The sequence below is a fragment of the Pseudomonas sp. PF05 genome (assembly GCF_056521845.1).
Genome location: NZ_JBWLPW010000017.1, coordinates 123,646 through 130,644, shown reverse-complemented (window position 1 = coordinate 130,644; position 6,999 = coordinate 123,646). Strand labels below are relative to the sequence as shown.

The following is a 6,999-nucleotide window of genomic DNA, read 5'->3' as shown; positions in this document are numbered from 1 at the left end:
CTTGCGTTTCCAGGGCCAATACTTCGACCCCGAAAGCGGCCTGCACTACAACCGCCACCGCTACTACAATCCCGAAACCGGCCGCTATTTGACGCCCGACCCAAGCAAGTTGGCGGGTGGGCTCAATGGGTATAGGTACACCCTGAACCCGACGGGGTGGGTGGATCCGTTGGGGTTGGTGGAATGTCCGGGGAAGGGTGGGTGTAGGCCGGCGGTTGGGGAGCAGGATCCGGCGGCGAAGGTTGGGGTGGATGAGGGGGAGGCCTCCCCACCAAAACCTACATTTCTTTATCGTGGAGACTTGAGGGGGCCAGAAATCATTTTTAAAGAAGGTTTTAGGAGCTTGGGGAAAAGCACCGATTTACTGCTTCATGTTTGGGATAACAGAGATCCACCGAGTAATTTTGTCAGTACAACCACGGATGTTGATGTCGGTATCGATTTTGGAACAAAGTATAGGACTCGCAAAGGGTATCTGTATGTCCTAAAGCGAATTCCTGGACGCGATGTAAATAAGGAGCTCCCGCGCAGTGATGTTCCTTATAGCTATGAGTATGAGATTGCAATCCCTGATCGGGTAAAGGCGGAAGATATTATCGGGGTCACTCCACTTAAGAGAGATGGTTCCTATGTTGGGTACTCTTTACCCAACCCTCAAAGGAAATAAAAAATGACGAAGCAAGTTATTTCAATTGTTAAAGACGGTCAAAAAGAGGAGGTGCTGCTTGATGTTAATTCAGCAAAATCAACCATTTTGCTTACCTTCAAAAGTGGCTGGTCAAAAAAATACTCCGGGGCTGACGTGTATGAGTGTCTTGGAAATATTATAAAAGAACACTCCGATTTAAAATTTTTATGCAAGGGGGCTAAGCGAAGTGTAAGACCTTCCAGTATGTCCTCGCAAATGTCGTCAGGGATAGCTGCATATGAACATGTTTTGGGTAAGCGTGCCTCAAGATCGGATCTTGTTAATATTTTTGATTATGAAGACCAAGATATAGTCAGCGATCCTCAGCTGCAAAAAGATCATTTTTTTCTTTGGCTTGAATCTATAAGAGATGTGGAAGAATAGGCTCGATATTTGATCGTTCCTTGGATATCTGAAAAAACACTGGCCCTGTGGCGAGGGAGCTTGCTCCCGCTGGGCCGTGGTAGGAGCTGCCGAAGGCTGCGATCTTTTGATCTGGATCTTTCGCTTGATACTCAATTGGCTATGGAAAGATCGCAGCCTCGCTTCGCTCGGCAGCTCCTACGGCGCAGCCGAGTGGGAGCAACCCCCTCAGAGAACAAATTACAACCCTATGTTTTTAAAATACTTTTCAACAAGCTGCTATGTGGCTCAGTTGGACTGGTACTCCCATGGGGCGAGGGGATTTATCCCCGTTGGGCTGCGAAGCTGCCCCCAACCAGACAACTCGGTGTGCCAGTAAGAGCAAGGTCGTTGCTTTTGGGGCTGCTGCGCAGCCCAGCGGGGATAAATCCCCTCGCCACAATGATTCACACAGCCTTTAAGTCAACGGTCGCCTGTAGGACAGGCGCTCACGCATTCGTCACCACAATTCCAGTGTGGGAGCGGGCTTGCTCGCGAAGCGATTGCACATTCAACCCCTCAGTGACTGACCCACCGCTTTCGCGAGCAAGCCCGCTCCCACAGGTTTTTGTGTTCGCAGGTCATTCCGGACCTTCATCCAGCCATTAAAAAAACCACCCCTTTGACACCAATAACATCGTTTCTCGGCCGCCCGGCTTTTCCCTATATTGGCCCTCAGATCCGGTGGATGGCTCAACGTCCACCCCCTCAGTGTGAGTAGCCTCAATGAACAATAAACCTGACAGCACAGGGCTTGATAACGCGGGAGCAGGGACCCGGGCGGTTTGGGGTGGGGAGCAAGTCAGGCACCCCTACAACGCCACGCAAACCCCCATCGTGGCCAGCGCCGCGTACGGTTATGACGACATCGACGTCTGGTACGACGTCGCCTTGGGCAAGGCCCCCGGTTTTATCTACAGCCGCATGAGCAACCCGACCGTCGAGACCCTCGAAGCCAAGATTCGCGAGCTGGAAATGGCCGAGTCTGCGGTGGCCTTCAGCAGCGGCATGGCGGCGATCAGCAGTGTGCTCTACACCTTTTTGGCCCATGGCGATCGCGTGGTGTCGACCAAGGACAGTTACGGCGGCACGAACAAGATTTTCGAAGAGTTCCTGCCGCGCACCGGTGTGGCGGTGACCTTGTGCGAGACCTTCGATCACGACGACCTCGAGCGTGAAATCGCCAAGGGTTGCCAGGTGCTTTACCTGGAAACACCCACCAACCCGACCCTGAAGATCCTCGACATCCCGCGCCTGGTGGCGGCGGCCAAGCGTGTCGGCGCCGTGGTGGTGGCGGATAACACCTTCGCTACGCCGCTGAACCAGAGCCCGCTGGCCTTGGGGGTGGACGTGGTGATTCATAGCGCGACCAAGTTCCTCAGCGGCCATGGTGACGTGCTCGGTGGCCTGGTGTGCGGCAGCGAAGCCTTGATGGCCCAAGTGCGGCATTACCGGGAAATCAACGGCGCGAGCCTCGACCCGTTCTCGGCCTACTTGATCATCCGTGGCATGAAGACCCTGGCACTGCGCATGCGCCAGCAACAACACAGCGCCCGGGCCCTGGCCGAATTCCTCTGCACCGAACCGCTGGTGGAAGCGGTCAATTACCCAGGCTTGCCCAGCCACCCGAACCACGCGGTGGCCTGCGCGCAGATGTCCGGCTTCGGCGCCATCGTCAGTTTTGTCCTGGTCGGTGGCATGGACACGGTCAAGCTGCTGCTGCCACGCCTGCGCTTCGCCCATTGCGCGGGCAATTTGGGTGCGGTGGAAACCATCTACGGCCCGGCCCGCACCACCAGTCACGTCGAGAACACCTTGGAAGAACGCCTGGCCCTGGGCATCTCCGAAGGCCTGGTGCGGGTTTCGGTGGGCATCGAAGACACGGACGATCTATTGGACGATCTGAAACAGGCCTTCGCCTTCGTCAAAAAGACCCTCAATCCGCAACTCAATGAAGTCCACATCGAGACCACAAACTGAAGTTTGAAAGTTGGTACCCCACCACAAGGCTGTGAGTGGGGCGTTCATGAATAGGAATAATAATAAAGCTTAGTGGCGATGCTCTTTTACTCTGCCCAATAACTTGTCGCGGACGTTAATGCGCGCCCTAACAACTTTCATGAGAACAACCATGTCCATAAAAGAACAACAACTTAATTCGCGTGCCGGTTTTAAACAGGAAATGCAGACGCGCCATATCGTCATGCTGGCCTTGGGCGGCGTGATCGGTACCGGGCTGTTCCTGACCTCCGGCTACACCGTCAACCAGGCCGGCCCCATGGGCGCGGTGATCGCCTACATCATCGGCGCGCTCATGGTTTATATGGTGATGATGTGCCTCGGTGAGCTGGCGGTGCAGATGCCGGAAACCGGTTCGTTCAGCACCTACGCCACACGCTTCCTCGGCCCCGGCACCGGCTACACCGTGGCCTGGTTGTATTGGCTGACGTGGACGGTGGCGATCGGTTCCGAGTTCACCGCCGCCGGTATCCTCATGACCCGATGGTTTCCCGACACGCCAGTGTGGATCTGGAGTGCGCTGTTCGCCGGCGTGGTGTTCCTCACCAACGTGATTTCGGTGCGTTTGTTCGCCGAGACCGAGTTCTGGCTGTCGTTGATCAAAGTGCTGACCGTGGTGATGTTCCTGCTGATCGGCGGTGGCGCGATCCTCGGCCTGTTGAACATCGACCAGGCCCACAGCATCGGCTTGAGCAACTTCACCCGCGAAGGACTTTTTCCCACCGGCTTCATGCCCATTGCGATGACGCTGCTGGCAGTCTCGTTTGCCTTCTCCGGCACCGAACTGATCGGCATCGCCGCCGGTGAAACCAAAGACCCGCAACGCAATGTGCCGCGCGCCATCCGCACCACCGTGCTGCGCCTGGCGGTGTTTTTCGTCGGGACCATTTTTGTCCTGGCGACCCTGTTGCCCCGCGAGCAAGCCGGTCTGGTGGAAAGCCCGTTCGTCACCGTGTTCACCTACATCGGCATTCCGTACTCCGCCGACATCATGAACTTCGTGATCATCACCGCCCTGTTGTCGGCGGCCAACTCCGGGTTGTACGCCGCCTCGCGGATGCTCTGGACCCTCAGCGACCAAGGCCACCTGCCCAAGCAGTTCTCGGCCCTGACCCGCATGGGCACGCCGCTCAACGCGATCATCGTCAGCATGGCCGGCGGCGCGGCGTCGTTGCTCAGCAGCGTGTTTGCCGCCGATACCATCTACCTTGCACTGGTGTCGATTTCCGGCCTGGCCGTGGTGGTGGTGTGGATGAGCATCGCCGCGAGCCAGATCGCTTTCCGCCGCCACTATGTGGCCAACGGCGGCGACATTCGCCACCTCAAGTTCCGCGTTCGCGGTTATCCATGGGTGCCGCTGGGGGCGCTGGTGTGCTGCAGCCTGGCGTGCATCGGGATCGCCTTCGACCCTGAGCAGCGAGTGGCGCTGTACTTCGGCTTGCCGTTCATCGCCTGGTGTTACTTCGTGTATTACATTACCCGCAAAAGCCGCGAGCGACGCTTGTCGGTTGCCCTCGTGGCACAACCGTCCGACGCGTTCTAAGGCGCGTCGACGGGGCGGGCAAACGTGCCCGGTGCGTGGGGGTCAACGAGGTCCAGATCATGAAGCAAAAAACGTTGCCTCCCTTGAACTGGCTGCGGGCGTTCGAAGTGTCCGCCCGCTGCCTGAACTTCACCCACGCCGCCGAAGAATTGTGTCTGACCCAGGGCGCGGTCAGCCAGCAGATCCGCCAATTGGAAAACCACCTGGGGGTGGCGCTGTTCAAGCGCTTGCCCCGTGGCCTGGGCCTGACCGAGGAGGGCCAGGCGTACCTGCCGGTGGTGCAGGACGCGATCACGCGATTGGCGGTGGGCACCAACGAGATCTTTGGCCAGCACAAGCGCCGGCCAATCAAGGTACGCGGCAGCCTGGCGTTTTTCGTGCACTGGCTGGCGCCGAAACTGGTGGATTTTCGCCAGGCGCATCCCCACGTCGACATCCGCTACATCAGCAACATCTGGGTCAAGGAGCTCGATGGCGAAGACGACATGGAAATCCGCTGGGGCCACGGTCAATGGCCGGGCCTGGTGTCCCAACGGCTGACCTGGGACACCTTGTTCCCGGTGTGCTCGCCCGTCTTGATGGCGACGCTGAAAGTGCCGGCGGACGTGGCCAAGCATCCATTGCTGCATGTGCTGGGCTACGAAGAGGGCTGGGGTTACTGGCTGAAAATGGTCGGTGCCGACTCGGTGGATTCCTCGACCGGCATGCAATTCGACACGCTGGTCTGCACCTTGCGCATGGCTGAACTGGGGCAGGGCATCGCCCTGGCGCGGTCGTCGATGGTGAGTGACATGCTCGGCGACGGACGCCTGGTCGAACCCTTCGCCCAGCGCATCGAAGCCAGCGAATCGTTCTACCTGGTGCGCAGTTCCGGGGCCGAGCAGCACCCGGACGCGGCGCGGTTTTCCACCTGGCTGGTGGAGCAGGCGCATCGTTTCAAATGAGCTGTTTCAAGTGAATATCTGGAGTTGACCATGCGCTATGTGAGTACCCGAAATTCAACCGTGCAGGTCGACTTCGAACGCGTCGTACTGTCGGCCATCGCCGAGGATGGCGGGCTGTTCGTCCCCGTCGAACTGCCGCAGTTCGAACCCCAGGACATCGCCAACTGGTCGACCCTGGCCTATGACGAACTGGCCTATCGAGTGATGCGTCCGTTCGTGGGCGAGGCGATCCCCGAGGCTGACTTCAAGCGGGTGCTCAAGGAAGCCGGTAGCCAGTTCAGCCATCGCTCCCTGGCGCCGTTGCATCAGGTGGATCGCAATGAATGGGTCCTGGAATTGTTCCATGGGCCAACCCGCTCCTCGAAGGACTTTGCCGCGCAATTGCAGGCGCGGCTGGTGCAGTACTTCCTGCGTAAACGCGGGCGTCGCGCCGTGGTGATCGGCGTCACCAACGGCGACACCGGCCTGGCCGCCATCGAGGCCTTCAAGCACTGCGACGAGACCGACGTGGTGGTGATCTATCCCGAGGCCGGCGTACCGCCAGACCAGCTTCAAGACCTGCAAGCGACGGCCCATCCGCGGGTTCATCAAGTGGCCGTCGATGGCAGTTTCGATGAGTGCCAGACCCTGGTTACTCAACTGTTCCGCCAGCATGAGGCGATCAGTTTCAATTCCAGCAACTGGGTCAGCGTCATGGCGCAGTTGGTGTTTTATTTCCACGCCGTGCTGCAACTGGGTGGCGGTCAGCGGCCCATTGGTTTCAGTGTGCCGGCGGCGAGTTTTGCCGAAGTCTATGCCGGCTACATCGCGCAGAAGATGGGCTTGCCGATCACGCAGATGATCGTTGCCACCAACCAGAATGACGCGCTGCATCAGTTCTTCTTGAAGAACCACTACTCGCGATTGCGCGCCAGCAAGACCCTGTCGCCGGCCATGGATTTGTCGATTTTTTCCAACCTGGAACGGTTTCTCTGGGAACTCTATGGGCACGACGACCAGGCCGTCAGCGCACTGATGCACACCTTCGAAACCCAGGGTGAAATGACCATTGCCAACGAGTTCTGGTTGCAGGCGCGGATGATCATCGACTCGTACGCGGTCAGCGATGAACAGACGTTGGAGGAAATCACTTCGCTGCATCGCGACACCGGCTACGTCATCGACCCACACACCGCCACCGGCGTGCTCGCGGCACGCTTGTACCGGCGCAGCCTGGTGGCGCCGATGGTGACCTTGGGCGAGATCTCCCCGGCCAAGTCGGCGGTGTTGCTCGGCGAGTTGGGGATCCACATTGCGGCGCAACAGCGGCCGGTTTCCGAGCAGGGTCCGGCGCAGATTCATCGCCTCCAGCCGGACGACCTCGGTGCCCTCCATCAACTGCTCGGCGCCCTATAAGCGGAGGC

The 6,999-nt window shown here is 58.6% G+C and carries 6 protein-coding genes; all 6 read left to right on the top strand.

The window, feature by feature from the left end; genetic code table 11:
- Positions 1–667: RHS repeat-associated core domain-containing protein (locus tag AC09SL_RS24295; RefSeq protein WP_479571960.1), on the top strand; the 667-nt coding region annotated here is incomplete at its 5' end.
- Positions 668–670: 3 nt separating this feature from the next.
- Positions 671–1,072 carry a hypothetical protein gene (locus tag AC09SL_RS24290; RefSeq protein ID WP_081264514.1) on the top strand — a complete coding sequence of 134 codons (402 nt, stop codon included), beginning with the start codon at positions 671–673 and terminating at the stop codon, positions 1,070–1,072.
- Between the two features lie 744 nt (positions 1,073–1,816).
- Positions 1,817–3,070: a cystathionine gamma-synthase family protein gene (locus AC09SL_RS24285; protein ID WP_058544544.1), complete on the top strand. Its 1,254-nt coding sequence runs from the start codon at positions 1,817–1,819 to the stop codon at positions 3,068–3,070.
- Between the two features lie 151 nt (positions 3,071–3,221).
- The gene (locus AC09SL_RS24280; protein WP_058544543.1) at positions 3,222–4,652 is read left to right on the top strand and encodes an amino acid permease; all 1,431 of its coding nucleotides are present in this window, start codon (positions 3,222–3,224) and stop codon (positions 4,650–4,652) included.
- A 59-nt stretch (positions 4,653–4,711) separates the two neighbouring features.
- Entirely contained in the window at positions 4,712–5,596 is an 885-nt protein-coding gene (locus AC09SL_RS24275; protein ID WP_058544542.1) for a LysR substrate-binding domain-containing protein, read from the top strand.
- 30 nt (positions 5,597–5,626) lie between these two features.
- A complete protein-coding gene (thrC, locus tag AC09SL_RS24270; RefSeq protein ID WP_058544541.1) occupies positions 5,627–6,991 on the top strand; it encodes a threonine synthase in 1,365 nt (454 codons plus the stop codon).
- Positions 6,992–6,999: the final 8 nt, after the last annotated feature.

Coding starts and splice junctions, on each gene's coding strand:
- AC09SL_RS24290 (WP_081264514.1), top strand. CDS start 671: ATGACGAAGCAAGTTATTTCAATTGTTAAAGACGGTCAAAAAGAGGAG.
- AC09SL_RS24285 (WP_058544544.1), top strand. CDS start 1,817: ATGAACAATAAACCTGACAGCACAGGGCTTGATAACGCGGGAGCAGGG.
- AC09SL_RS24280 (WP_058544543.1), top strand. CDS start 3,222: ATGTCCATAAAAGAACAACAACTTAATTCGCGTGCCGGTTTTAAACAG.
- AC09SL_RS24275 (WP_058544542.1), top strand. CDS start 4,712: ATGAAGCAAAAAACGTTGCCTCCCTTGAACTGGCTGCGGGCGTTCGAA.
- thrC (WP_058544541.1), top strand. CDS start 5,627: ATGCGCTATGTGAGTACCCGAAATTCAACCGTGCAGGTCGACTTCGAA.